Origin of the sequence: Pseudonocardia abyssalis (genome assembly GCF_019263705.2) — a bacterium.
Classification (GTDB): domain Bacteria; phylum Actinomycetota; class Actinomycetes; order Mycobacteriales; family Pseudonocardiaceae; genus Pseudonocardia; species Pseudonocardia abyssalis.
This window is the reverse complement of sequence record NZ_JADQDK010000001.1, coordinates 6,242,713-6,265,730: the sequence shown is the minus strand read 5'-3', so window position 1 is coordinate 6,265,730 and position 23,018 is coordinate 6,242,713. Positions and strand designations below refer to the sequence as shown.

Sequence of the window (23,018 nt, the reverse complement as noted above, 5' to 3'; positions counted from 1 at the left end):
GCTGTCACCTCCTCCCCTACGCCGCCGGTTGATCGTCGGTTGCCGGAAGCTCGGCGACCTGGTCGCGGGCGCATTCGTACTGCTCGCGCCATCGCTTGCGTTCGGAGATCAGCCGGAGCAGCAGTTCGAGCCGGTCGGGCTGGTCGGGGTCGGTGGGCCGGATCGGCTCCCAGGTGTAGCGCTCCCGCTCTCCGTCCGGTGTCGACTGTTCGACCGCAGCGCCGACGACACCTAGGGTGCGGAGCACGTGCTCGCGGCGTTCGGTGCGGTGCTCGGTGAGGTTGCGCCCAGCCCACTTGCGCGAGACCAGGCAGCGCCGGCCGCCGTAGCCGAGGTTCTCGCGCTTGTGCGCCTTGCCCTTGCACAGCCCGGGCACGAGACCGGCTTTCGCGTTCTCGGGTGCGACGCCGTAGAGCAGCCAGTTGGCGCAGGTGGGCGAGCACGGTTCGTAGCGCAGCGCGTCGGCGAGCCGGTCGACGTGCGCGATCGCGGAGGTGGAGTCGGGTTCGTGGCACTCGTCGAGGGACTTGGTCAGGTACTTCACGAGGTAGCGCAGGCATTGGCCGGCCTGCTCGGTGTCGCCGAGGACGCCTTGCACGTCGACCTGGCTGCCGAACTGGACCACGTGTGCGGGCGGCGCGGCCTTGTCCCTCGCGAGCTCGTCGAGGACGTCGTCCCAGGCGCGCAGTGGCCGGCCGGTGTCGGGGTCGATGTAGCAGGGGATCTCGCGGGTCTCGTCCCAGATCGGCGGCCGGTCGGGTGAGTAGGTGGGTTCGTCGTGCGCCGGCCACCAGACCTGGTGGTAGGTGGCGGCGGCGACCTGGCGCAGGAGCTTGCGCGGGATGGTGCCGCGGACGGCGGCGTGCAGGTGCGGGGCGCCCCGGCGCTGCGGTTCGACGGCGGCGAAGTACTGCACGTTCCACCCGACGGCGCGGCGCAGGTTCTGCCAGAACCGGTCCACGAGGTCGCCGAAGTGGATCGCGTCGCGGGCCGCGCGGCGATAGTCGTAGCGGTCGGGGTCGACGGGTGAGCCGTCGGAGTAGACCCGGCCGTAGGAGGGCAGGGTGAGGGTCAGGAACGTCGAGGGCCGGTAGCGCCGGCCGTCGGGGGTGTCGAAGGTCCGGCCGACGGTGCGGGCGGCGACGGGCAGCCGGGGCAGGTTCGGTGCGTCCTGCCGGCGGCGCGTGGAGCGGACGCGACGGGGCTTGCGCTCCCCCGGTGGGCGGGTGCTGCCGCGGGCGCCGGCCGCCCGGACCATGTCGTCGGCGTCGCCGATGGCGCGGTCCAGGTCGGTCACGGCGGCGGTGTCGTTCTCGGCGAGCGCGGCGGCGCGGGCGGACTCAAGGTCGGCCCGGTAGCCGATCACGGCGAGCTGCTCGGCGGTCGGTTCGGCGGTGACGATCTCCGGGTCGGTGTCGAGGTGCCATCCCTCCTGCGCCTGCCACATCCGCAGCCGGCGGGCGCGCTCGGCGCACGGCGGGCACTTACTGGCCCGGGTCGCGCCGCACGGGATCGGGACGGCCATGCGGGCGCCGGTCTGGGTGTCGATCCGGCGGACGGCGAGCGGGCGGAGGCAGGCGCCGACCTCGGTGGCGGCGGCCTCGGCCAGCTCCCGGGCGAGCGGGGCGACGATCTTCACGGGTGGGGTCATGCCGGGATCTCCTCTCGGGTGGGGCGGGCCGCGTCGTGGGCGTCCAGGTTGTTCAGGTAGCGGCGGAACCGCAGCTCTCGGACGGTGGCCCGGGCGAGGTGGCCGGCGAGGGCCAGGCCGGCGAGGCCGAGCAGGCCGGCGGTCATCACGGTGTCGATGGCGGGCCACACGCCCGACGCGGCGCAGAGCCCGCAGAAGCCAGCGATGCTGGTCATGATCAGGCGGTACTCGTTCACGAGGTCACCGCCGCGACGACGGACGCGATGTCGGCGTCGGTGAGCCAGGTGCAGCGCATCCGGCGCGGGATGCCGCCCTCGGCGAGCAGCCAGCCGACGCCGCGGTCCTCCGGGTCGATTGTGGAGGCGTCGAAGCCGCGGGTGTGCCAGCCGTGGCCGAGGATGATGTCCGAGCTGGTCTCGGTGGTGCAGCGGAACGCGAGCCGGTAGCCGAACAGGTCCCGCAAGGAGACCGGGATGATGTCGTGGCTGGGGCGCTGGGTGGCGGCCACGGCGATGATGCCGGCGGCGCGGCCGCGGGCGACGATGTCGCGCAGCAGCAGCGAGAACTGGTCGCGCTGCTTCTTGTCCCCCGCCGTGGCCGAGTAGTAGGCGAGTTCGTCGATCACGAGCATGATCGCGTCGGTCCAGTCGTTGCGCTCGATCTGCCGTGCGCTGTCGGCGTCGAGCTGGTCGTAGCGGCGGTCCATCTCGGCCTGCAGCTCCCCGAGCGCGTCGATGGCCTCGGCGAGGTCGGGGCCGACGAACCGGTCGGTGGCGCGTCGCCAGAGGCCGAGTTCGACGCGCTTGCCGTCCATCAGCCACAGCCGGCAGTCGGTCGCGAGGGCGGCGTGTGCGGTGATCCGGTTCAGCCCGCCGGACTTGCCGGCGCCGGGCTCCCCGGCCAGCAGGATGTTGCGGTAGATGAGCGTGATGTCGACGGGGCAGGCGTTCTCGTCGATCCCGAGCCGGATCGGGTCCCAGATCGAGGTGGGCGCGAGGTCGATCGGGCAGGCGCGCGGGCGGAATCGGCGGCGGATGGCGCGCATGGTCAGGCTCCCTTCTGGGTGGGCACGCTGTGCAGGACCGGCCGGGCGACCGGGCGCGGTGTCGTGTGGGCGGCCAGCTGGGCGGCCGGGCCGCTGAGCGGGTCGCGGCGGATGACGTCGACCAGGACCAGCGCTGTCATCCGGCGGGTGACGTTGATCCGGGCGTCACGGGCGAAGCATCCCGAGGCGATGTGCGCGAGGTTGCGTTCGATGTCGGTGCCGTCGATCCCGGCGCGCAGCAGCACCCACACTCGTTCCCCGACCGGGGTCGGGCGCGACCAGAGCAGGACCGGCAGGTTCCCGGTCCAGTTCATGACGCGGCGCTGCACGAACACCGAGCGGAGCCGGTGGCGGGTGAGCATGGCCAGCGTGCGGCGGTGCAGGTAGCGCCGGCTGGCCGGGACCGCGATCGCCGCCAGGGCCGGGATGCCGAGGACGAGACCGGCGCCCCAGGTGGGCAGGTGCTCGGTGAGCCAGGACCAGGCGAGCAGCCCGGCGACGATGACGGCGATCTCGGCGCGGCGGCGGATCAGGAGGCCAGCGAGGCGGGCCGGGCGCGAGCGCTGTGGGCGGGTGAAGACCTCGAACGGCTCCGAGCGGGCGAAGCGGTCCGGGTCGGTGCGGCGGTTCATGCGGCCCTCCGGGTGCGTCGGCCGACGGCCCGCATGGGCACGAGGGCGAGTTGGGCGAGGTGGTCGGCGCAGCGGCGACGGTGGGGCTGCGGGCGGCGGCCGAGGACGGCGCAGCAGACCTCGCAGCGGTCAACCGGGGCGCGGCGGTTGCGGCGGTCGGTGCGCATGGCGTGGCTCATGGCGTCGTCTCCGTTCCGATGTGGCCGATGGCGGACCAGAACCGGTTCGCCGGCACCACGGTCGTGCGCAGGCCCTTGCGGGTGTCGCGCAGCAGGGCCGTGGCCTCGGCGAGCCGGGCGGCCGGGTCGACGGTGCGGGTGTCGTCGTAGACGGGCCGGCCCTGCGCGTAGCCGGCGACCTGGCCGGCCAGGACCTCGGCGAGGTCGTCGAGCGCGTGCAGGGTCGTGACGATCTCGCCGGCCAGGGCGTAGAAGTCGGCGTGATCAGGAGTCGCGTGCCGCTGGTGGCGCACGACCTGCCCCCACCCGTCGGTGCCCTCGGCGGCCCGGTCCAGGGCCGGGGAGCGCTGCTCGTCGATGCCGTTCATGACGCCCTCCCGGACGTGCGGTCGAACGGGTCGCCGATCACGCGGGCGGTGTGCTCGGCGTGCCAGTCGGCGGCGGTGCTGCGCCAGAACCGGGCGTCGTCCTCGTCGCGCCGGCGCGCGTCGAGTACGGCGGCGCCGAACACCCACGGCAAGGTGCAGTCGGTAGAGAAGATCCACCGCAGGAGCACGCCCCACCAGCGGGCGCGGCGCTCGCACACCGCGGCCAGGGCCTCGGCGCGGTGGGCCTGCTCGGCGTAGCTGCCGCTGGGCAGGGCCAATGCCTCGCCGTACTCCTGCGAGCACCGGAGCATCGCGCGCTCGACGAGGTCGGGAACGGTCGTGCCGGCGGGCACGGTGATCTCACGCAGCATCGCTGTGACCCGCCTTCCCGGCCGGGCGCGGGGCGCGCATGCCGATCGCACGCAGGCTGTAGGCGATCCGGGCGCGGCAGCGGTGCTGCTCCCCCGGCCGGGCCGGCTTGCACGCCTTGTCGTCGATGTAGGGCGTCACGGTCAGGCCGTCGAACTCGACCGGCCGGAACGGCGTGCCGGGCACGGTCGGCGGAGGCACCGGCTGGACCTCGCCCATGAACTTGATCTCGAAGGTCTTCTCGGTCTTACGGACGTCCGGGTCGGCGTCGTGGGCCATCGCCGACCACAGGCGCAGGCCGGTGACCTTGTCGAGGGCCTGGACGAAGTTCTCGCGGGTGGACTTGTCGAAGTCGCGCATCGGCTCGACGTCGGTGACGAGGTAGCAGCCGTGCGGGAAGATCTGCTCGTGCGGGATGGGAAGGCGCTGGTTGCTGGCAGACACGAAGGACTCCTGAGACTGAGTTGCGCCAGTTGGCTAACTGGCTTGAGCCAGTAGAGCACGTGGCGCATGACACAGGAACGGCGACCTATGGATTTCACCTGACTGGCGCAAGCCAGTACGGTGGGTGACATGACTTCTTCCGAGGGCGGCGACCGTCGTCCGGCCAGCGAGCGCCTGGCCGATGAGCTGCGCGTTTCCATCGAGTCCGGCGAGCTCGCGGCCGGCGCGAAGCTGCCCTCGGAACGCGAGCTCGCCGAGTTCCACGGCATCGCGCGCAACACCGCCCGCCAGGCCATCCGGCTACTCGCCGAGAGCGGGCTAGTCATCGCCGAGCACGGCCGCGGGGTGTTCGTGCGGCCGGCCATCTCCGTGATCCGCCTCGGGAACGACCGCTACAGCCCCCGCTACCGCGACACCGGCCTGTCGCCGTTCCTGCTGGAGTGCGCGAAGCAGGGCAAGGCCGGCCGGTTCGAGGTGCTGTCCGTCGAGCGGGTCACCCCGCCGGCCGACGTCGCCGCACGGTTGAAGATCTCCCCCGACACCCCGTCGGCCCTGCGCCGCGAGAACGTGTTCTGGGCCGACGCCGACCCGGTCCAACGGGTCACGACGTGGCTGCCGTGGGCACTCGCCGACAGCACCGCGCTCCTGCGCGACGAGGTGGGACACCCGTTCGGCATCCACGGGATCTTGGAGGAACGCGGGCACCTAATGGCCCGCATCCACGACGAGATCAGCGCCCGGATGCCCACCCCCGACGAGCGGGAGCACCTACAGCTCTCCCCCGGCGTCCCAGTGCTCGACGTCCTACACACCAGCATCGACACCGAGGGCGAGCCCTACGAGCTGACGCGGTTCGTCATGCGCGCCGATCTGTCGGGACTGCGCTACGACGCCCCCGTCGAATAGGTGCGCACCACCGGCCTGATCGCCGCACTCGCCCTGCTGTGGGGATCGGGATTCTTCTGGATCGCACTGGCGCTCGACGGATTCACCCCAATACAGCTCACATTCGCCCGGCTCGCGCTTGGCGCCTTGGTGCTCGTGCCGATCGTGCTCGTGCGCCGGCTACCGCGGCCGGCCGGCCGGGCAAAGTGGTTTCACCTCACCGTTTCCGCGCTGATTGCTAATGCGATCCCCTACACACTGTTTGCCGTTGCGGAACAGACCGTGTCGTCGAGCCTGGCTGGCGTCATCAACGCCACAACTCCACTGTGGACGCTGCTACTCGCGACAGCGACCCGCAGCGACAGCCGGCTTACAGTTAGACGCAGCGCGGGCGTTGCCCTCGGATTCGTCGGCGTCATTGTGGTGTTCGAGCCGTGGAACGGCTTGGCCAGCGGCACAACCGGCGGAGTGCTCGCCTGCATCGGCGCCGCAGCCAGCTACGGACTGGCCTACATCTACCAGGCCCGCTTCCTCACCAACCGCGGACTTTCACCCCTGACGCTGACCGTCGCACAGCTCGTGATCGCAACCGGCATCCTCGCCGTAGCCCTGCCGTTCAGCGGCGCGATCCACGGCCCCGAGGCGCTGCCCACCGTGTCCGTCCTAATCCTCGGCATCATCGGGACCGGTATCGCGCTGATCATCAACTTTCAGCTCATCGCCACCGAAGGCGCCACCGCCGCCAGCGTCGTGACCTACCTGGTTCCCGCGATCGCGCTGCTGCTCGGCGTCCTGATTCTCAACGAGCCCGCGAGCTTGACCTTGCCCATCGGCGGTGTCCTCATCCTGGCCGGCGTCGCCCTCACCCGTGCCGGCCGGCCCGTAGCCGGGTAGGCCGGATCGGACCCCGGAACGACGCCGCCCGCTCGCGCCGGTGCCAGCCAAGACAGCGGCATGTCGAGTTGTGCGACATGACCTGCTGGTAGCCGGGTACTTTGCCCCGATGAAACGTGGCAGACCCAGAAAGGACGCCAACCGGCAGATTGGCCATCTTGCGGAAGTATCCGTGATGAAGGTCTGCGCTTTGGCGGACTACATATCGAGTATCAACAATGAAGACTTTGGCGAAGACTTACTCGTTCAGACCTGTATCGAACAGGAAATGGACGACTCTAAAATCTGGATACAGGTGAAAGGATTCAAGGGAACCTCACTCCGCGATTCAGCATCCCCGAAAGCTGTCGCAATATCTAACGGACATCTCGCCCGCTGGGTGAAGAGTGCAGACTTGGCAGTAATAGTTCGATGGGACGTCACAAATGACTGTGGCTGGTACCTGATCCCCGATGGTAGCGATTACTCCAAGCGGATCCCCGTCGATAAGTCGGGAACCCAAACCATAAAGTTCGACAAGCGGCAGGCTTTCGATATTCCAGCAGTCAAGATTCTGGCATGGAAGACCCGCTTCCGCCATGCAATGAGAAACATCGCAACGATATCTCACTTGAAATCTTTAGGAGAGCTTGACGGCAAGGAAACTCTGGATCTGCAACACGAGCTGTATGACAGACTTGCTCAGATTGCGTTTGATATCGGGACGCTTCTGCCCAATGGAAAAGACGGATGGATGATCTCAGCAGACTTTCAGGAGATCGTCTTCGAGTACACCAGGTCACGCCGAGAAGACCCTTCTCCCAGCCCTCTCGGAAATCTGCTTCTTGCTGACATGAATGAAGACTTCAGCGATGCCGAGATGATCCACACGGTTATCCTGGAGTCTGTTTACCACGCACTCGTAAGATTTCAGGCCGCATACATTCCAGCCGAGGCGGCGATGCCAGCGGAACTATTCGCGGAGATTGTCAACTTCCTCGCCCTCATCATTGGATCGGTCTACACACGCGACACGCTGGGTTGGGCGTAGGCCAGCGGAGCTGATACCCCGGCTGTCAGGCTCCAGCCGGCTGCAGATCCACGAGTCCGGGCTACGAGACGCAGGTTTCGCCGCACCTGTAGCGAAGCACCGTCGCAAGTCCGTTGCCGCCACGTTGCCGCGTTGACCTCTTTCATCATCAAGGGCGCGCTTCGCGCGCCGCCGGGCCAGACCCCGCCTTGCCGCTCCGCTCCCGGCGGGGCTCGCCCGGCGCAGCGGGATCGCCCTTGCTGATCAGTTCACCCGCAGACGGCTAGCGACTGGCTACGACTCACACAGGCCCGAGTTCTCCGCGGCCCCAAATATTGCGGACGCCTGACTCTGCGAAACGTCGCCCTGAAGGACGAACATTGACTCAGCGAGCCTTCGACCCTGCGCGGCGCCATTTACCTGCGATGAGTTCGCCAGGAACTCGCACGCCGCATCACCGTACGCAATCATATCTGCTTCGGTCGAAGTCAAGGCACCTTGATTGACGATGATTGCCATGTACGCCTGCTCCGCCGCCTGCCGCGGTGACAACGGTTCGACCGCTACTTCGCCACTTCCGCCGGTACTTGCACATCCACCCAATAGCGCCAATGACACCACAGCGATGATGCTGGTGGTGCTCACGCGGCTACTCGTCACTTCCCGACCTCCGTATGAGTCCGATCGTCAGATCACGGACTGTGGCGTGGATCATGCCGCCCTAAACGTGGCGTCACAAGCACCTACGGTCGACGCGGTCAGGAGGATGCGGAACGGCCCCTCTGCCGTTGATCGTCCACGTCGCACCGGCGGAGTACAGGGCGCCTGCGGCGTCGCTACGCGATGGCTGCGCCACCCTGGACACCACCACCGCGACGAGCAAGGCGGCCAGGACGAGGGAGCCGGGGAGGTGTGGGCCGAACCCCGCAGCGGGTCGGTTCAAGATCGCATCCCACATTTACCTACCTGGAACGGCCAGGAACGACGCCAGATGTCGCGTAGGCGCCGGAACTGTCCGCCCAGCTCAGCGGCACTGTCCGGCACCACGCGGCACCGTCCCGGGACACCGACTCGGAATCTCTAGGTCGCAGGTTCGAGTCCTGCCGAGGGCACCACACCGAGGTCACGGTCTCACGCCGGCCACCGGCCACCGGCCTTCGGCGGGCGGCCGCGGGGGCGCTTGACCGCGACCACCACGCCCCGGTCGAGGATCTCGCCTCCCCACACACCCCACGGCTCACCGCGGCTCAGCGCTCCGCGCAGGCAGGCGGGTCGGATGCGGCAGCTCCCGCAGTGTCGTTTGGCCGTCTCCAGGTCGGCCGGTGTCTCGGCGAACCAGAGGTTCGGGTCGTGGACGTGGCAGGGGCGCTGCCAGGTCGGGTCGGTCGTGCTCGGTATGGATCCCCCCATGGACCCCACCCTGTCGAACGTCCGGCACGTCCACATCGGTCGATCGACTGATCCACCGCGACGCAGAGCGACCGACGGCTCAGCGCTCGCGGTCGCCGTACGCCACGACCGAGAGGAACCGGATCGGCAGCTCCACCAGCTCCTGCGGGCCGTGCACGCCCTCGCCGTCGAGTTGCAGGGCGTCACCGGGGCGCAGGGTGTAGCCGGAGTCGCCGTGGCCGTGGCCATCTCGCCCTCCAGCACGAACAGCAGCTCCGTACCCGGATGCTGGAACAGCGGGAACACCTCGCGGCGCTCGGTGAGCGTGACGAGGTGGGCCTCCATGCGCTTGTGCCGGCCGCGCAGGGCGCCGAGCAGGGTGTAGCCGAGCAGGGTGTAGTAGTGGCCGACACGGGTCCCGCGGGCGGTGATCCGCGCACCCTCCCCGGCCGGGGTGTACACGGCCTCGCGCGGTGTGTCGGCGCCGCGGAACAGCGCGGTGACCGGCACGTCGAGCGCGGCGGCGAGGCGGGCCAGGGTCGTGAGACTGCAGGAGGTCTGGGCGTTCTCGATCTTCGACAGCATCGCCTTCGAGATGCCGGTCCGGGTCGCGAGGTCGCCGAGGGTGGCTCCGACGGCGAGACGGTACCGCCGTACCTGGACCGCGGGTGCCCGCTCCAACAGTCCGTCCGACGGCGCGGGACGGTCGACCTCGCGCGCGGCCGGTCCGTGGTCGGGCCTCACCGCATCTCTCCCGCGCCGACGTAGGGGTGCGGGCTGGTGAGCGGGGTGCCCGCAGCGAAGCGGCCGAGCGGGAACGAGGTGTCGCCCCCGTCGACGACGAGACGCGCCACCAGCTCGCCGACGGCGGGCGAGGTCTTGAACCCGTGACCGCTGAAGCCGGCGGCGACGAGCAGCCTGTCGACGCCGGTGGGGCCGATCACCGGGTTGTAGTCGGGTGTGACGTCGTAGCAACCGGCGTAGGTGCTGCTCACGGCCGCGTCCGGCGGCCCGGGGAACCGGTGCGCGATCTTCGCGACGGCCTGCTCCGGCTGGGCCGGGTCCGGGTGGTCGGAGTAGTGATCGGTTCCGGAGCGGTGAACTGCGGCGAGCGACCGCTGTGGACGGGTACTTCTGCACAGACGAGAAGGTCCCGCCACCGGAAGCTGGTGCACACCCCCGGACGTCGCAGCCACCAGGAGCCCGCCATGTACGACACCCCCCGACCCGCCACCGGCATCCGCACGATCCTGCTGCTCGTCGGCGGCCTCGTCGTCGGGATGGTCCTGCTCGTGTCCTCGCTCCTCGGCGGAGACGGAGGCGGAGGCGGCACCTCGAGCGAACCGGAGTGCCGGACCGAGTTCTTCGACAGCGGATCGATCAGTACCTGCGACGGCGATCTGCTCTACACCGACGACGACGGCAACGACTTCTCCTCCGGCGGCTGACCCGGGTGATCCGGACGACGATCCCGACGCGCGGGCGCCGTGCATCGTCGCGCACCTCCACCACCGGTTCCGGCAGGCCTGCGGCATCACCCGGGCGAGTGGCGGGCCGGGGCGGCCGAGCGTGCTATCGCGGCCCGGACGCGATGGCTACGGTCGGATCATGACCACCGGCACCGTGGCCGCTTCGAGACGCGTCACCGACTACACGACCCGCTTCCGCACCTTCCTCGACAGCGAGGTCGCGTCCGTGGAGGCCGGGCTCGCCGCGGCGGGCGTCGGTACCGTGTGGCGGCCCGCCCTCGACGCCGACGGCCGGATGCACCCGGTCGTCTGGGCGGCGCGCCGCGAGGTCCAGAGACGTTCCGCCCGCGCCGGGCTCTACAACCCGCACATCTCCACCGGGGCCGGGGGCGACGGGTTCTCCCGCGTGGAGATGCAGCACGTCGAGGAGTACGTCTACCGCAGCTCCGGCCTCGGACTGGGCCTGGCCGCGCTGGGCTGGACCGAGGGCGTCAGCCCCGCCATCGAGCACTGCTCCGACGCCGCGCGCGGCCGCTACCTCGAGCCGCTGTTGGCCGGGGAGATCACCGGGGCGTTCTGCAACACCGAGACCTCGGTGGGCACCGACGTCCTCGCCATGACCACCCGCGCCCGCCGCGACGGCACCGACTGGATCCTCGACGGCGCCAAGGCATGGATCACCAACTCCCACTTCGCCGAGGTCCTGCAGGTCGTCGCCGTCACCGAGGCCGGGGCGGGCACGCGGTCGCTGTCGATGTTCCTCGTCGACGCCGACGCGCCGGGCGTCACCCGCGGCCGGGACATCCCCACGATGCTGGGCGACGGCCTGACCGGCGAGCTGCACTTCGACGGCGTCCGGGTGCCTGCGGAGAACGTGGTGCGCGAGGTCGGCGACGGGTTCGCGCTCGCCATGGCGTGGATCAACTGGCGGCGGATGTGCCGCGGCGGGATGTGCGCCGGCTGGGGTTCCTGGCTGGTGGACCGGGCGATCGACCGGGCGCGCACGCGGCAGTCCGGCGGACGGCCGATCGCGGACCTGCAGGCCGTGCAGCACCTGATCGCCGACATGGACACCGACGTCTACGCCGCCCGCGCCACGTCGCTCGTCGCGCAGGCCGAGCTCGACGAGCTGGGGCCGTTCTCGATCCCGCTGCACTCCGACGCACCGCGGCTGGTCAGCCTGATCAAGGTGGTCAACGACGAGGCGTTCTTCCGGGTGGCCGACAACGCGGTGCAGGTGCACGGCGGCACGGGACTCCTGCAGGGCTCGCCGGAGGAGAAGCTCTTCCGGGTGGCTCGCAACCTGAAGATCCCGGCCGGCACGGTGGAGATCCAGCGCAACGCCATCGCCCGGGGGCTGCTGCGGTGACGACCGGCTGCGTCACGGGCCGGTTCCAGCCCGTTCACGACCAGCACCTGGAGCTGATCGGCGTCGCGCTGGCGGAGTGCGACCACGTGATCGTCGCCGTGACGAACCCGGACACCGAGGCCCGCCACGAGGAGTCCACGTCGGCACACCGGCACACCCGGGCGGCCAACCCGTTCACCTACTACGAGCGGTCCCGGCTGCTGACCGCCGCACTCGCCGGGGCCGGGTGGGCCGACCGCACCACGATCGCGCCGTTCGACCTCACCCGCCCCACGGTCTGGGCGGACTACGTCCCGCTCGACGCCCGGCAGTACGTGCGCGCCTACCACGGCTGGGAGCGGCAGAAGGCCGAGGCGCTGGTGGCGGGCGGCTACCCGGTGACCGTTCTCGACGGCGACCCGGCCGCCAAGCGCTCCGCCACCGAGGTCCGCGTCCTGCTCGCGGCGGATGCAGGCTGGCACGACGCGGTGCCTCCGGGTGTGGCGCCCCTGCTCGCCGAGATCCTCGCCGTGGCCCCGATGGCGGCCCGCCGGTGACCGCCCCGGCCCCGACCCGAGCTCCCGGAGACCCCGACCCGCGCACTACGGGACCCCGGCTCGCGGGGGTGCGTACGACCCGTCCCCCGGGTCGGGGCGTGAGCGTGCGCCGGTCGGGGTGCCGGTGAGGCCGCCGGAGGCGGTGCTCCCGCGCGCCGACGGCACGTTCCACCACGGCGAGACCCAGCCGCGGCTGCCCGACGACCGGGTCCCCGTCGTCCTCGTGGTGCTCGACGGGCTCGGCGACCGCCCGGTCCCCGAGCTCGGGGGCCGCACCCCGGCCGAGGCCGCCCACACCCCCGTGCTCGATGCGCTGGCCGCGCGCGGGGCGTCGGGATGGCACCTGCCGTTCGGGTGGGGACCGGCGCCCGCGTCGGAGCTCGCGCACTGGGCGATGTTCGGGTTCGCCGACGTGCCGTTCCCGGGCCGGGCCGTGCTGGAGGCCGTCGGCGCGGGCCTCGACGTGCCGTACGGGACGGCCGTGACGCACGCCGCACTGCGGGCGTCGTCCACCCACGACGGCCGGGTGTGGATCACCGGCCGGGCCGCGGCGGACGACGCCTCCGACGTCACGACCCTCTTCGACGCCCTCTCCCCCGTCGCCGCCCGACACGGGGCGACGCTGCGCGCCCTGCGCGGGAGGGGCGAGGCCCTGCTGACGCTGGCCGGGCACGCGAGCGGCGCCGTCACCGACTCCGACCCGTTCTTCGCCGAGCGGCACCCGTGGCTGCGGGTGCTGCCCACCTCGCCCGAGGGCACGGCCACGGCGGAGACGCTCAACGCGCTGCTGCTCGACGCCCGCGCCGTGCTCCGCGCCCACCCGGTGAACGCCCGCCGCACCGCCGACGGTCTGCCCCCGCTCGACGTGCTCACCACGAAGTGGTCCGGCGACCGCACCCCGATCCCGACGTTCACGGAGCTGAACGGCGTGGCGGGCGCGCTGGTGACCCAGACCGGGCTCTACCGCGGCCTGGCCGGAGTGCTCGGCACGGAGCTGCGGCACGTGGCCGCCTCGCCGGACGTCGCCGCCGACCTCGCCACCCGGCTCGCCGCGGCCGACGAGCTGATCACCGGCGGCGCGCGGTTCGTCCACGTCCACACGAAAGCCACCGACGAGGCCGGGCACACGAAGCGGCCGCACGCCAAGCGGGAGGTGCTGGAAGCGGCCGACCGCGGCCTCACCGGGCTCGCGGACCTGGCCGGGCGCGCCGTCGTGGCCGTCACCGGCGACCACGCCACGCCGTCGGTGGGTGGGGTGCTGCACACCGCCGACCCCACCCCGCTGGTCGTGGCCGGGCCGGGGGTGCGACCCGACGGCGTCACCGCGTTCGGCGAGGCGCCCGCCCGGCACGGCTGGTACGGCCCCGTCCGGGCCGCGGAGCTGCTGCCGCTGCTGTTCGCGCACGCCAACCGACCTGTCTTCCTGGGCCACCGTGCCACCCGACGGGTGACGTCGGCCCTGCCGGACGATCCCGAACCGATGCCGTCCAGCCCTGCTCCGTGAGTACGACGTCCTGGACCGGCGGGAGCGGTCGTGGCAGGACCGGTCCACAATCGGGGCCATGACCAGTGATCACGTCGACGTGCTCATCGTCGGGGCCGGCCTGTCCGGGATCGGGGCCGCGTGGCGGCTGCAGCACGACGCCCCCGGCACGAGCTACGCGATCCTGGAGTCGCGCGACGCCATCGGGGGCACCTGGGACCTGTTCCGCTACCCGGGCGTCCGGTCGGACTCCGACATGTTCACCCTGAGCTACCCGTTCCGGCCGTGGCGGGGGCGGGAGTCGATGGCCGGCGGCGAGAAGATCCGGGAGTACATCCGCGACACCGCCACCGAGGCACGGATCACCGAGCACATCCGGTTCGGTACGCGGGTGCTCGGAGCGCAGTGGTCCTCCGACGACGCGCGGTGGACGGTCCGCACCGACGGCGGCGACGTGTGGACGTGCACGTTCCTCTACGCCTGCACCGGCTACTACGACTACGGGAAGGGGTACCAGCCCGACTTCGCCGGCCTCGACGACTTCGCGGGCCGGTTCGTGCACCCCCAGTTCTGGCCCGCCGACCTCGACCACGCCGGGCAGCGGGTCGTCGTCATCGGCAGCGGCGCCACGGCCGTCACCCTCGTCCCCGCGATGGCCGGGAAGGCCGGGCACGTGACGATGCTGCAGCGCTCGCCGTCGTACCTGACGGCGCTCGCGCGCACCGACGGCATCGCGAACACCCTGCGGACGTACCTGCCCGCGGGGCTCGCCCACTCGATCGTGCGCACCAAGAACGTGCTGCTGACCTCGGCGTTCTACCAGCTGTGCCGGCGCCGCCCGCAGACCGCGAAGAAGCTGCTGCGGGCGGGCGCGCTGCGCTTCATCGACGACCCGGCGTACGTCGACGAGCACTTCACCCCCACCTACGAACCGTGGGACCAGCGCCTGTGCGTCGTGCCCGGCGGCGACTTCTTCCGCTCCGTCGCGGCGGGCGACGCCTCGGTCGTGACCGAGCGGATCGACCGGTTCGTGCCGGAGGGGATCCGGCTGGAGTCGGGGCGGGTGCTCGACGCCGACATCGTGGTCTCGGCGACCGGCCTGTCACTGGTGGCGCTGGGCGGGATGGACCTGGTGGTCGACGGGGACCCGGTCGACGTGGGCAGCAGCGTCGCCTACCGCGGGCTGATGCTCGGCGGGGTGCCGAACTTCGCGTTCTGCTTCGGGTACACCAACGCCTCGTGGACGCTGCGCGCCGACCTGTCGTCGCGATTCGTCGCCCGGCTCGTGCGCCACCTGCGCGAGCACGGTCTGGCGTCGGCGACGCCCCGGGTGCCCGACGCCGACGCCCCGCGCCTGCCGTTCCTGGACCTCACCTCGTCCTACGTGCAGCGGGCCGTCGACCGGTTCCCCCGCCGCACCGGCCGGGAGCCGTTCGACGTGCGGCAGAACTACCTGCTCGACCGACTCGTCATGAGCAGCGCGAGCCTGCGCCGCGACATGGACGTCGCCCCCGCCCGGGTCCCCGTGCGGTGACCGCGATCCCGGGCGGCCTGCTCGCCGTCGGCGCGGCACTGGTCGTCGCCGGGGTCGTGGTGGCGGTGCGGCGGGCACGGTTCGTCGGCCGGGCGGCGTCGGTGCCGGGCGCCGTCGTGGGTTCCGAGACCGACGGCGGGCACCGGCACCCGGTACCGGAGTTCACGACGGCCGGTTCGTGCGCACCACCTGCGCGCGCAGCAGCCTACCGTGGACCGTCCGCCTCGGCTTGCGGGTACGGGTGCTGCACGACCCCCGCGACCCACGTCGCGCGTCGTTGCCGGGCGGGCCCGCGGGACGCGTCGCGGCGGGGCCGGTCGTGGTCGGCGTCGCGTTCGTCGTGGCCGGTCTGATGGCCCGGTCGCTGCCCGCCGCGCTCGGCTGACGGATCACGGCCCCGTCGCAACGGACGCTCAACGGAGCGACAACGGCCGCCCCCTTGCCGCCCCCCTCGCCCGACGGGCACGATGGCCGGGAGGGGGTCGAGGGTGACCGATCGCACACAGGCGCGGGTGCTCGTCGTCGACGACGACGAACGGGTGCGCACCGTCGTGTCCTGGCAGCTCGAGGCCGACGGCTACCTCGTCGACGAGGCTCCGGACGGGGCCGCGGCGCTGGCCCGGATCGCCGACGCCCGCCCCGATCTCGTGGTGCTCGACCTCTCGATGCCGGGCGTCGGCGGGCTCGACGTCCTGCGCCGCGTCCGCGACGGCGACGGGTCCCTTCCGGTGATCGTGCTGTCCGGGCGCAGCGGGGAGACCGACCGGATCGTCGGCCTGGATCTCGGCGCCGACGACTACCTGGTCAAGCCCTTCTCCCCCGGCGAGCTCGCCGCCCGGGTCCGCTCCGTCATGCGCCGCTCGGGACGCTCCGCCCCGGGGGCGCGCGGCGGCGGACTCGTCGTCGACCCGGCGACCCGCGACGTCGTCGCCGACGGCCGCACCGTCGACCTGACGGCACGCGAGTTCGACCTGCTCGCCTTCCTCGTCCAGCACCCGCGGCAGGTGTTCAGCCGCGCGCAGCTGCTGAAGCAGGTGTGGCGCAGCGACCCGGGCTGGCAGGGCGAGGCCACCGTCACCGAGCACGTCCACCGACTGCGGCACAAGATCGAGTCCGACCCCGCGCACCCGCGTCGGCTGCGGACCGTGCGCGGTGTCGGCTACCAGCTGGAGCCGTGATGCCCGCCCTGACCCGTGACGCCGTCGCCGAGCTCGACCACGCCGACAGCCTCGACCTGCTGCACCGCCAGACCACCGTGCTGGAGCTGATCGCGGGCGGCGCCGCCCTCCCGGAGATGCTGACGGCGGTGACGGTGGCGCTGGAGGAGCTCATCCCGGGCAGCCGCTGCTCGGTGCTGGTGCTCGACGACAGCGGCACGACGCTGCGCCACGGTGCGGCGCCGTCACTCCCGCCGGTGTACTCCGCGGCCGTCGACGGCATCGCACTCGGCCCCGAGTCCGGCTCCTGCGGCACGGCGGCGCACCTCGACGCCGAGGTGGTGGCCGAGGACATCCTCGACGACGCACGCTGGACCCGCTTCCACGCACTCGCCAGCCCGCACGGACTCCGGGCGTGCTGGTCGAGCCCGATCCACGGCCGCGCGATCGGCGGGGCCACCGGGGTGCTGGGCACGTTCGCCGTCTACCACGACGTCCCGCACCGCCCGTCGGAGCGCGAGCGGCGCCTCGTCGAGCGGTTCACGCACCTGTCGTCGGTGGCGATCGAGCACGCGCGGCTCTACGGGGCACTGACCGAGAGCGAGGAGCGGTTCCGCCGCGCGTTCGAGGACAACGCCGTCGGCATGGCGCTGACCGGGCTCGACGGCCGGTTCGGCCGGGTCAACCGCGCCCTGCGCGAGATGCTCGGCCACGACGAGGACGCGCTGCTCGCGGCCGGGCTGGGTTCCGTGCTCGACCCGCCGACCGCCCCGGCGGCGCTGACCGCGATCGAGCTGTGCACCAGTGGCGCGCTCGACTCCGTGCAGTTCGAGACCACCCTGCTGCGGGCCGACGGCGAGCCGGTGCAGGCGGGCGTCACCGCGTCGGTCGTGCGGGGGGCGGGCGGGGAGCCGGTCTACCTGAGCGTCAACGTCCTCGACGTCACCGCCCGGCGCGCGGCCGAGGCCGACCGGCGGGCGCGGCGCGACGCGGAGCTGGCCCGCGAGGTGGCGGAGTCGGCGAGCCGCGCGAAGTCGGACTTCCTGTCGGCGCTGAGCCACGAGCTGCGCACGCCGTTGCAGGCGATCACCGGGTTCACCGAGCTGCTCGGCACCCTCGAGCTCAGCCCGGCGCGCCGGTCCGCGGCCCTCGGGCACATCGGCGGGGCGTCCTCGCACATCCTCGCGCTCGTCGACGACGTGCTCGACATCGCCGCGATCGAGGCGGGGGCGCTCCCGCTGCATCCGGTCGACGTCGACGTCGCCGGGCTCGTCGGCGAGGTCGTCGACCTGCTGGGGCCCCTCGCCGACGAGCGCGGTGTCGTGCTCGACGCGTGCGCCCCCTGCGGCACGGTGCGCGCCGACCCGCGGCGGCTGCGCCAGGTGCTGATCAACCTCGTCACCAACGGCGTGCGCTACAACCACGCGGGCGGCCGGGTGCGGGTGCGGGCCGGGGCCGGCACGATCCGCGTCGCCGACTCCGGACCGGGCATCCCGGAGGAGTTCCTGGAGCGGCTGTTCGTGCCGTTCGACCGACTCGGGGCGGACGTCGGTCCCGAGCCCGGCGCCGGCCTCGGGATGGTGCTCGCCCGCGGCCTCACCGAGGCGATGGGCGGGCAGCTCACCGTGGACAGCGCACCGGGGTCGGGCACGACGGTGCTGGTGCGGTTGCCGGTCAGCTGACGGCGGACTCGATCCGGTCGAGCGTGCCGGCGAGCTGCTCCTGCGAGACCCGCGGGAACATCTTCTCGAACTGCGGGTCCTTGACGCCGGTCCAGTCGTAGACCGAGGTGACCTCGGTGCCCCCGTCGACCTCGCGCAGGTCGTAGGTGAACGTGTGGCCGCTGGCCTCCATGTCGCCGAGCTTGCCCGCCAGCTCGCACGTCGGGTCGACCTTCGGGGCCCAGCCGACGCGCGCACCGGGGACGTAGGCGGTGACGGAGTTGACCATCCGGTACTCGCCCAGGTCGTCGGCCTGCATGTTCATCGTGAAGACCTGGCCGATGCCCGAGATGGGCGGGGTCGTTCCCTCCACACTCTGGATCGCACCGGCACCGTCGATCGCGGAGTGCTGGTTCGGGTCGGACAGGAGCGCGAAGATCGTGTCGGCAGGGGCAGCGATGACCTTGCTCGCCTGAAGCTTCTTGTCGGTGTCCATGTGGGGCGGGTACCCCGTTCGGACGAGCCCCAATCCCTACCCGAGGGTGAAGGGGTCGCGCGTGCCGCCCGTCAGCTCCACCCAGACGGACTTGTTCTCGGTGTAGGCGAGCACCGCCTCGACCCCGTTCTCGCGGCCGATGCCGGACTGGCCCATGCCGCCGAACGGCACGCTCGGCGACACCACGCGGTAGGCGTTGACCCACACCGTGCCGGCCCGCAGCCTCGCGGCGACCCGGTGCGCGCGGTGCACGTCCTTCGTCCAGACGGCGCCCGCCAGCCCGTAGGGCGTGTCGTTGGCGAGCGTGAGCGCCTCCTCCTCGTCGGTGAACGTGACGGCCGAGAGGACCGGGCCGAACACCTCCTCGCGGAACACCGTGTCGGAGGCCTTGACCGACAGCACGGTCGGCTTGACGAAGTAGCCGCCGAGGCCGTCGTCCGCAGCGCCGCCGTACGCCACCGTCGCACCCTCGTCCTGCGCGGTGCGCAGGTAACCGAGCACCTTCTCGTACTGCGGCCCGTTCGCGACCGGACCCATCTCGGTCTCCGGGTCGTTCGGGTCGCCGAGCCGGATCGTGGCGGCGCGCTCGGCGACCAGCCGGATCAGCTCGTCGTGCACCGACTCGTGCACGATCAGCCGCGAACCGGCCATGCAGGTCTGCCCGGTGGCCGCGAACACGCCCGCGATCAGGCCGTTGGCAGCGGCCGCGAGATCGGCGTCGGGGAAGACGATCTGCGGCGACTTCCCGCCCAGCTCCAGGGTGACGGCGTTGAGGTTGTCGGCCGCGGCGTGCGCGACGGCCCGACCGGTGGCCGTGGAGCCGGTGAACGCCACCTTGTCGACGCCCGGGTGCCCGGCCAGTGCCGCACCGGTCTCCCGTGACAGCCCGGTGACGACGTTGACGACGCCCGCCGGGAACCCGGCCTCGGCGAACAGCTCGGCGAATCCCAGCGTGGACGCGGGCGAGTGCTCCGAGGGCTTGACGACGAACGTGCAGCCCGCGGCGAGCCCAGGCGCGAGCTTCCAGGTCGTGAGCAGCAGCGGGGAGTTCCACGGCGTGATCGCCGCGACGACCCCGACCGGCTCGCGGCGGGTGTAGACGAGGAAGTTCGGGTTCGGCGCCGGGATCTGGCGGCCCTCGAGCGTGGCCGCGAGGCCCGCGTAGTAGTGGTACCAGGAACCCAGGCCCGTGAGCTGGCCGATCATCTCGCGGTAGAGCTTGCCGGAGTCGTTGACCTCGAGGCGGGCCAGGCGCTCCGCGTTCTCCCCGATCAGGTCGCCGAGGCGGCGCATCAGCGCGGCGCGCGCGAAGCCGGTCAGGGAACCCCACTCGCCGTCGAGAGCGGCGCGGGCCGCGGCCACCGCGGCGTCGACGTCCTCGGGCCCGCCGTCGGGCACCTGCGCCCAGGGTTCCCCCGTGTACGGGTTCTCCGACTCGAACGTGCGGCCGGACGCCGCGTCGACGGCCCGGCCCCCGATCAGCATCCGGAACACCTCGGTCATGCCGTCCTCCTCGCGCGCCGCGCACCCACCAGGGGGTACTCGCCGGGGAGGTTACGAGGCGGGAGAGCCCGACGCATGTGTACCCGGCGGTAACACGGGGGCCGGTCCACCGACATACAGGGCGTGACCCGACGCCGCGTCCTCACCGCCCTGCTCGTGGTGGCCGGCATCGCCGGCTGCTCGGTCGGCCCCGCGTGGCGGATGCCCGGCGTGGTCGGCCAGAACCTGCAGGCCGCCCAGGACGCCGTGCAGGAGCTGACCGGGTTCGAGGTCCCGGTCACGACGCACGACCTCAGCGGGGCGAACCGCACCCAGGTCGTCGACGTCGACTGGCTCGTGTGCACCCAGACCCCCGACCCGGACAGCGAGATCACGGCGGGCTCGATGGTCGACCTCGGCGTCGTGCGGCAGGGCGAGGGCTGCTGACCGGGGCGGGGCGGCCTCAGCAGGCCGCCCCGCCCGCTCAGCCGGCGAGCAGACCGTCCGTCTCGGCGATCTCCGCCTCCCGGATGGCGACGATCCCCTCGGCGGGCGCGCCCGCCGGCGGTCGGACCGGTCCGCGGCGTCCGCGCGGCCGACCCTTCCCGCGCAGCGACGGGAATACCTGGTGGGGGTACCGCCTTCCCTGCTATCGTCGCCATACCCCCATGGGGTATACCTGAGGAGGTACCGATGACCATCGACCACGCCGTGGCCGCTCCGCACGCGCACGACCACCACGACCACGCCGCCCGGTTCCGCGACCGGTTCTGGATCAGCCTGGTGCTCGCGGTGCCCGTCGTCGTGGCCAGCCCGATGCTCGCCGACCTGCTCGGCTACACGGTGCCGGGCTGGGCCACCGGGATCCCGCCGACGCTCGGCCTGGCCCTCTACCTCTACGGCGGATGGCCCTTCCTCACCGGCGCCGTCGGCGAGGTACGGGCGCGACGGCCCGGGATGATGACGCTGGTCGCACTGGCGATCACCGTCGCCGCGGTCGCCAGCACCGCGACGACGCTCGGACTCGGCGACCTGATGCTCGACTTCTGGTGGGAGCTCGCGCTGCTGGTCGTCATCATGCTGCTCGGGCACTGGCTGGAGATGCGGGCGCTCGGACAGGCCTCCGGCGCCCTGGACGCCCTGGCCGACCTGCTCCCCGACTCCGCGGAGCGGGTGTCCGCCGACGGCACGGTGACGGCGGTCCCGCTGGCCGGCCTCGTCGTCGGCGACGTGGTGCTCGTCCGTTCCGGCGGCCGCGTCCCCGCCGACGGGACCGTCACCGAGGGGGCCGCGGAGGTGGACGAGTCGACGGTCACCGGCGAGTCGCGCCCCGCACTGCGCGGGGCGGGCGACCGCGTGGTCGCCGGTACGGTCGCCACCGACTCCGCGATCCGCGTCCGGGTCTCCGCCGTCGGCGAGGACACCGCGCTCGCCGGAATCCGGCGCCTGGTCGCCGACGCGCAGGCGTCCCGATCCCGCGCACAGGCCCTCGCCGACCGGGCCGCCGCCGTGCTGTTCTGGTTCGCGGCCGCGTCCGGGGCACTGACCTTCGCCGTGTGGACCGCCTTGGGCGACCTCGACGCCGCGGTCGAACGCACCGTCACCGTGCTGGTCATCGCCTGCCCGCACGCTCTGGGTCTGGCGATCCCACTGGTCATCGCGATCTCGACGTCGATGTCGGCGCGCGCGGGGATCCTCGTGAAGGACCGGCTCGCGCTCGAGCGGATGCGCTCGGTCGACGCCGTGCTGTTCGACAAGACCGGCACCCTGACGCGCGGCGAGCCGACCGTCGTCGCCGTCTCCCCGGCCCCGGGACGCACCCGCGACGAGGTGCTCGCACTGGCCGCGGCGGCCGAGTCGGACTCCGAGCACCCACTGGCCCGCGCGATCGTCGCCGCGGCGCCGACCGTCCCCGCCGCCCGCGGCTTCCGGTCGCTGACCGGCCGCGGCGTGCAGGCGGTGGTCGACGGGCACGAGGTCGCCGTCGGCGGCCCGGCCCTGCTGCGCGAACTGGCCCTCGACCCGCTGGACACCCGCAGCGGCGCGACCGTGCTGCACGTCGTCCGCGACGGGGTGGTGGTCGGCGCGATCGCGCTCGCCGACGCGGTCCGTCCGGAGTCGCGCGAGGCCGTCGACGGGCTGCACGCGGCGGGAGTCCGCGTCGTCATGATCACCGGGGACGCGCGGGACGTCGCGGAGGCCGTCGGTGCCGAACTGGGCGTCGACGAGGTCGTCGCGGAGGTGCTGCCCGCCGACAAGGACGCCGCCGTGGCCCGGCTGCAGGCACGCGGGCTCCGGGTGGCGATGGTCGGCGACGGCGTCAACGACGCTCCCGCGCTGGCCCGCGCGGACGTCGGCATCGCGATCGGGGCCGGCACGGACGTGGCGATGGAGTCCGCCGGGGTCGTGCTGGCCACCGACGACCCGCGCGCGGTGCTCGCCGTGCGGCGGCTCTCCCGGGCGGGGTACCGCAAGATGGTGCAGAACCTCCTCTGGGCCACCGGGTACAACGTGCTGTCGGTACCGCTGGCCGCCGGGGTGCTGGCCGGGGCCGGGTTCGTGCTGCCGCCCGCGGCCGGGGCCGTCGCGATGAGCCTGTCGACGGTCGTCGTGGCACTGAACGCACAGCTGCTGCGCCGGGTGGACCTGCGTACGGTACCCCCGCAGAGTATGGTGGAGTCGTGAACGGATACGCCCAGGACAAGGACGCCTACCTCAAGCGCATGAAGCGCATCGAGGGCCAGGTACGCGGGATCGCCAAGATGATCGAGGACGACAAGTACTGCATCGACGTCCTCACGCAGGTCTCCGCCGCCACGAAGGCGCTGGAGGCAGTGGCACTCGGCCTGCTCGACGAGCACCTGCGCCACTGCGTCTCCGAGGCCGTCGCCCAGGGAGGGCAGGCGGCCGACGACAAGGTCGCCGAGGCCAGCGCGGCCATCGCGCGCCTCGTCCGTTCGTAGAGG

General features: G+C 72.2%; 27 protein-coding genes. 14 read left to right on the top strand and 13 right to left on the bottom strand.

All coding sequences use genetic code 11. From position 1 onward, the window contains the following. Positions 1-16: 16 nt before the first annotated feature. From I4I81_RS30875 to I4I81_RS30840, 8 genes are read right to left on the bottom strand one after another with little or no spacing between them, the layout of a single operon-like run. The gene (locus I4I81_RS30875) at positions 17-1,651 is read right to left on the bottom strand and encodes a replication initiator (protein ID WP_218601167.1); all 1,635 of its coding nucleotides are present in this window, start codon (positions 1,649-1,651) and stop codon (positions 17-19) included. Further along, positions 1,648-1,866: a hypothetical protein gene (locus I4I81_RS30870; protein ID WP_218601166.1), complete on the bottom strand. Its 219-nt coding sequence runs from the start codon at positions 1,864-1,866 to the stop codon at positions 1,648-1,650. The genes I4I81_RS30875 and I4I81_RS30870 overlap by 4 nt, the downstream gene beginning before the upstream one ends. A 17-nt stretch (positions 1,867-1,883) precedes the next feature. Further along, positions 1,884-2,696, bottom strand: coding sequence for an FtsK/SpoIIIE domain-containing protein (locus I4I81_RS30865; protein WP_218601165.1), 813 nt, complete (start codon positions 2,694-2,696; stop codon positions 1,884-1,886). 2 nt (positions 2,697-2,698) lie between these two features. Next, on the bottom strand, positions 2,699-3,328 hold the full coding sequence (locus I4I81_RS31330) for a hypothetical protein (RefSeq protein WP_218601164.1): 630 nt from the start codon (positions 3,326-3,328) through the stop codon (positions 2,699-2,701). Further along, entirely contained in the window at positions 3,325-3,507 is a 183-nt protein-coding gene (locus tag I4I81_RS30855) for a hypothetical protein (protein WP_218601163.1), read from the bottom strand. Before I4I81_RS30855 ends, I4I81_RS31330 begins: the two co-directional genes overlap by 4 nt. Continuing rightward, the gene (locus I4I81_RS30850) at positions 3,504-3,875 is read right to left on the bottom strand and encodes a hypothetical protein (RefSeq protein WP_218601162.1); all 372 of its coding nucleotides are present in this window, start codon (positions 3,873-3,875) and stop codon (positions 3,504-3,506) included. Before I4I81_RS30850 ends, I4I81_RS30855 begins: the two co-directional genes overlap by 4 nt. Further along, positions 3,872-4,246 carry a hypothetical protein gene (locus tag I4I81_RS30845; RefSeq protein ID WP_218601161.1) on the bottom strand — a complete coding sequence of 125 codons (375 nt, stop codon included), beginning with the start codon at positions 4,244-4,246 and terminating at the stop codon, positions 3,872-3,874. Before I4I81_RS30845 ends, I4I81_RS30850 begins: the two co-directional genes overlap by 4 nt. Next, positions 4,236-4,688 (bottom strand): plasmid replication, integration and excision activator, encoded by a 453-nt coding sequence (locus I4I81_RS30840; protein WP_225924741.1) that lies wholly within the window; start codon positions 4,686-4,688, stop codon positions 4,236-4,238. The genes I4I81_RS30845 and I4I81_RS30840 overlap by 11 nt, the downstream gene beginning before the upstream one ends. Before the next feature lie 129 nt (positions 4,689-4,817). Between I4I81_RS30840 and I4I81_RS30835 the strand changes: the two genes are divergently transcribed. The 3 genes from I4I81_RS30835 to I4I81_RS30825 all read left to right on the top strand — a co-directional run bounded on the left by I4I81_RS30835 (position 4,818) and on the right by I4I81_RS30825 (position 7,497). After that, positions 4,818-5,594, top strand: coding sequence for a GntR family transcriptional regulator (locus I4I81_RS30835; RefSeq protein ID WP_218601160.1), 777 nt, complete (start codon positions 4,818-4,820; stop codon positions 5,592-5,594). Continuing rightward, positions 5,595-6,467, top strand: coding sequence for a DMT family transporter (locus tag I4I81_RS30830; protein ID WP_218601159.1), 873 nt, complete (start codon positions 5,595-5,597; stop codon positions 6,465-6,467). 109 nt (positions 6,468-6,576) lie between these two features. Then, positions 6,577-7,497, top strand: coding sequence for a hypothetical protein (locus tag I4I81_RS30825; RefSeq protein WP_218601158.1), 921 nt, complete (start codon positions 6,577-6,579; stop codon positions 7,495-7,497). Between the two features lie 273 nt (positions 7,498-7,770). On the opposite strand, the gene I4I81_RS30820 is transcribed toward I4I81_RS30825, so the two are convergent. The 3 genes from I4I81_RS30820 to I4I81_RS30805 all read right to left on the bottom strand — a co-directional run bounded on the left by I4I81_RS30820 (position 7,771) and on the right by I4I81_RS30805 (position 10,025). After that, entirely contained in the window at positions 7,771-8,121 is a 351-nt protein-coding gene (locus tag I4I81_RS30820; protein ID WP_218601157.1) for a DUF732 domain-containing protein, read from the bottom strand. 486 nt (positions 8,122-8,607) lie between these two features. Beyond that, a complete protein-coding gene (locus tag I4I81_RS31725; protein WP_372453520.1) occupies positions 8,608-9,609 on the bottom strand; it encodes a WhiB family transcriptional regulator in 1,002 nt (333 codons plus the stop codon). Then, positions 9,606-10,025, bottom strand: coding sequence for an NAD(P)/FAD-dependent oxidoreductase (locus I4I81_RS30805; RefSeq protein ID WP_226363655.1), 420 nt, complete (start codon positions 10,023-10,025; stop codon positions 9,606-9,608). The genes I4I81_RS31725 and I4I81_RS30805 overlap by 4 nt, the downstream gene beginning before the upstream one ends. 48 nt (positions 10,026-10,073) lie before the next feature. On the opposite strand from I4I81_RS30805, the gene I4I81_RS30800 reads away from it, so the two are divergent. The 8 genes from I4I81_RS30800 (at position 10,074) to I4I81_RS30765 (ending at position 18,095) form a co-directional block, all read left to right on the top strand. Continuing rightward, positions 10,074-10,313: a hypothetical protein gene (locus tag I4I81_RS30800; protein ID WP_225924740.1), complete on the top strand. Its 240-nt coding sequence runs from the start codon at positions 10,074-10,076 to the stop codon at positions 10,311-10,313. A 160-nt stretch (positions 10,314-10,473) separates the two neighbouring features. Continuing rightward, positions 10,474-11,703 (top strand): acyl-CoA dehydrogenase family protein, encoded by a 1,230-nt coding sequence (locus I4I81_RS30795; RefSeq protein ID WP_218601155.1) that lies wholly within the window; start codon positions 10,474-10,476, stop codon positions 11,701-11,703. Continuing rightward, complete coding sequence (locus I4I81_RS30790; RefSeq protein WP_218601154.1) at positions 11,700-12,239, top strand: adenylyltransferase/cytidyltransferase family protein; 540 nt, start codon at positions 11,700-11,702, stop codon at positions 12,237-12,239. Before I4I81_RS30795 ends, I4I81_RS30790 begins: the two co-directional genes overlap by 4 nt. A 124-nt stretch (positions 12,240-12,363) precedes the next feature. After that, the gene (locus I4I81_RS30785) at positions 12,364-13,743 is read left to right on the top strand and encodes a BPG-independent phosphoglycerate mutase family protein (protein WP_226363654.1); all 1,380 of its coding nucleotides are present in this window, start codon (positions 12,364-12,366) and stop codon (positions 13,741-13,743) included. Positions 13,744-13,801: 58 nt separating this feature from the next. Then, positions 13,802-15,256 carry a flavin-containing monooxygenase gene (locus I4I81_RS30780; RefSeq protein WP_218601152.1) on the top strand — a complete coding sequence of 485 codons (1,455 nt, stop codon included), beginning with the start codon at positions 13,802-13,804 and terminating at the stop codon, positions 15,254-15,256. Positions 15,257-15,434: 178 nt separating this feature from the next. Next, positions 15,435-15,641, top strand: coding sequence for a hypothetical protein (locus I4I81_RS30775; RefSeq protein ID WP_218601151.1), 207 nt, complete (start codon positions 15,435-15,437; stop codon positions 15,639-15,641). A gap of 82 nt (positions 15,642-15,723) precedes the next feature. Further along, on the top strand, positions 15,724-16,434 hold the full coding sequence (locus tag I4I81_RS30770; RefSeq protein WP_218601150.1) for a response regulator transcription factor: 711 nt from the start codon (positions 15,724-15,726) through the stop codon (positions 16,432-16,434). Then, on the top strand, positions 16,434-18,095 hold the full coding sequence (locus I4I81_RS30765) for a GAF domain-containing sensor histidine kinase (RefSeq protein WP_218601149.1): 1,662 nt from the start codon (positions 16,434-16,436) through the stop codon (positions 18,093-18,095). The genes I4I81_RS30770 and I4I81_RS30765 overlap by 1 nt, the downstream gene beginning before the upstream one ends. Here the strand turns inward: I4I81_RS30765 and I4I81_RS30760 are convergent. Both I4I81_RS30760 and I4I81_RS30755 read right to left on the bottom strand, forming a co-directional pair. Next, the gene (locus I4I81_RS30760) at positions 18,088-18,570 is read right to left on the bottom strand and encodes an SRPBCC family protein (protein ID WP_218601148.1); all 483 of its coding nucleotides are present in this window, start codon (positions 18,568-18,570) and stop codon (positions 18,088-18,090) included. The genes I4I81_RS30765 and I4I81_RS30760 overlap by 8 nt on opposite strands. 36 nt (positions 18,571-18,606) lie before the next feature. Then, on the bottom strand, positions 18,607-20,073 hold the full coding sequence (locus tag I4I81_RS30755; protein ID WP_218601147.1) for an aldehyde dehydrogenase: 1,467 nt from the start codon (positions 20,071-20,073) through the stop codon (positions 18,607-18,609). Between the two features lie 123 nt (positions 20,074-20,196). Here I4I81_RS30755 and I4I81_RS30750 point away from each other — a divergent pair, with 123 nt between their 5' ends. The 3 genes from I4I81_RS30750 (at position 20,197) to I4I81_RS30740 (ending at position 23,015) form a co-directional block, all read left to right on the top strand. Then, positions 20,197-20,499 carry a hypothetical protein gene (locus I4I81_RS30750; protein ID WP_218601146.1) on the top strand — a complete coding sequence of 101 codons (303 nt, stop codon included), beginning with the start codon at positions 20,197-20,199 and terminating at the stop codon, positions 20,497-20,499. Positions 20,500-20,745: 246 nt separating this feature from the next. Continuing rightward, on the top strand, positions 20,746-22,737 hold the full coding sequence (locus tag I4I81_RS30745) for a copper-translocating P-type ATPase (RefSeq protein ID WP_218601145.1): 1,992 nt from the start codon (positions 20,746-20,748) through the stop codon (positions 22,735-22,737). Beyond that, positions 22,734-23,015 carry a metal-sensitive transcriptional regulator gene (locus tag I4I81_RS30740; protein WP_218601144.1) on the top strand — a complete coding sequence of 94 codons (282 nt, stop codon included), beginning with the start codon at positions 22,734-22,736 and terminating at the stop codon, positions 23,013-23,015. The genes I4I81_RS30745 and I4I81_RS30740 overlap by 4 nt, the downstream gene beginning before the upstream one ends. The last annotated feature ends 3 nt before the right edge of the window (positions 23,016-23,018 follow it).